We start from the raw sequence: 1,533 nt of genomic DNA on the forward strand, positions 1-1,533 counted from the left end.
TAGGCCGTGAGCTGATCCTTCCAGTTCTCGTTGCCATAGGTATAGACCACGGTTTTTTGAGCCGGGCCCACTTCCCCCAGGGTATAGGCATGGACGCTCTTCGTCCGAAGATTCCCCCCGTCATCATACGTATAGGTCACGGTCTCCTGCCGCCCGGCCTGGTCCTCCCGGACCAGTTCATTCAGGGCATTGTAGGTGTAGGTGGTGAGGGCGTCGCCCTCGGTGAGGGTGGAGAGATTTCCCCGGGATACAAGATTATAATATAATTATATCCAGTTCTCTAGAGTCCATCCGGTTTCAATCTTCTCCACCAAATCTGGTATTGAAATAATATCCCACTCAGACAGACTTTTTTCTTCTAAAGAAAGCTCTTTAACAAGCCTTCTCTGAAAATTTTCAGAATCAATAATATGCCAACCAATAAATTCTGAACCTATAATATGTTCTGTTCTAAAAAATCTTGGTGCTTTTGAACCGATAGGCACAGGAAAATTACCAATTGGTTTTAAAAGTTTTTGTTTTATAGCATATTTTACGGGTAATCTCAAAAAGAACAATTCCTTTACGCTTACGATTTTGTCAATACTGTCAATGTCTTTTTCACCGTAAACACCTGGAAGTATTCGTATAGTCTCACACTCGGTTTTTGGGGCTTCCTTGACGCATTGCATAAACCCGTAACCATTGGTAAGAGATACCTGGAAAACATCTCCGTATTCGACCTTTGGCAATCCCAAATTTAGTTCCCCCTTTAATCATTTATAACCTATTTTCTTCAAGAGCTCATAGCCTCTCTTTAATGCTTGGGCATAAATTTTGTTGGTTTTTGCTATTGAATTTATCTTATTTATTAGTGTGCCACCGTTTTTAGCCAAGCCGTGTATTTCTATTAATGCTTGTTCCACCGCTCGTGCATCGGCTCTACTTAACCCTTTCATGAGAGATTCAATACGGATTCCCTTTTTAGCTAAGTGCTCAGCCGCTCGCCGAGCGATATCATCAGTTATCCCTACATATTGCACAACTTTCTTTGCATTTTTAGAAATATATACTGTTGTTATTCCTGTTTTGGCTGCGGCGGTTGCACCTTTAATAAGCTTAGTTGCAACTTTTCCTGCTGCTCCAAAAGCAACACCGGAAATAGCTCCAACCAAGGCCGCTTTGCCTACTCCAGACAATGTGATTCTTTGGCTAGTTAGTGCAGCTCCTATCATATATACTGCAGTGTCAAATATTGCTCCACCAACAGCAGCACCAATCCACCATGCAATATAACCGGTGTCATCCGTCATATTAACCGGATTGTTTAGACAATAAGTAAAAAGATTATGTTCAATAAGATTATCCTGATCCTCAAAAAGAATATTTATATCATCCGCGTTGATAAACCTTCCGATTACCGGGTTGTAGTACCGGGAGCCCAGGTAGTAGAGTCCCGTCTCCTTGTCATAGGTGCACCCCCGATACCGGTAGGGATTCTTCTGCCCCAGGGTTTCCGCCAGGGTCCCTTCCACGGTGAGCGGTTTTCCCCAC

Annotated in this window: 2 protein-coding genes; both read right to left on the reverse strand. The window is 43.1% G+C overall.

Annotation, left to right across the window (positions count from 1 at the left end):
- Positions 1-266: 266 nt before the first annotated feature.
- Positions 267-737, reverse strand: a complete 471-nt coding sequence (locus KCG48_RS14440; protein WP_211802879.1) for a hypothetical protein — start codon at positions 735-737, stop codon at positions 267-269.
- 18 nt (positions 738-755) lie between these two features.
- Positions 756-1,533: RHS repeat-associated core domain-containing protein (locus KCG48_RS14445; RefSeq protein ID WP_331000410.1), on the reverse strand; the 778-nt coding region annotated here is incomplete at its 5' end.

Source organism: Proteiniclasticum sediminis, from assembly GCF_018128025.1.
GTDB classification, from domain to species: Bacteria; Bacillota; Clostridia; order Clostridiales; family Clostridiaceae; genus Proteiniclasticum; species Proteiniclasticum sediminis.